Source organism: Phormidium sp. CCY1219, from assembly GCF_035615515.1.
Taxonomy (GTDB): domain Bacteria; phylum Cyanobacteriota; class Cyanobacteriia; order Cyanobacteriales; family Laspinemataceae; genus CCY1219.
The window spans coordinates 1-330 of the sequence record NZ_JAJENT010000333.1; the positions used below are offsets into that span (position 1 = coordinate 1).

Here is a 330-nt window from a genome sequence, read left to right on the forward strand (position 1 = left end):
GCAGAACCTGTGCTTACTGCGGAGTTCAAAATGTACCCCTTGAAGTTGAGCATATTCAGCCTCGGTCTAAGGGTGGCGCAGATCGCGTGTCTAACCTGACCCTGGCTTGCCACTCATGCAATCAAGCCAAAGGCAATGGGGACATTCGGGATTTTTTATCGCGCCTGCCAGATTTGCTAGGTCGCATCCTCAAGCAAACCCAATCACCACCTAGGGATGCGGCTGCCGTTAACTCCACCCGATGGGCATTGTTGGCTTTGAAAGCAACAGGACTTCCAGTCACCACAGGAACGGGCGGACAAACGAAGTTCAATCGACTTCGGCTCAATC

Annotated in this window: 1 protein-coding gene; it reads left to right on the forward strand. The window is 52.7% G+C overall.

Annotated features, from left to right (window positions below):
* Positions 1-330, forward strand: a 330-nt coding sequence (locus LKK83_RS05800; protein WP_324629989.1) for an HNH endonuclease, incomplete at both ends; no start/stop codon positions are given.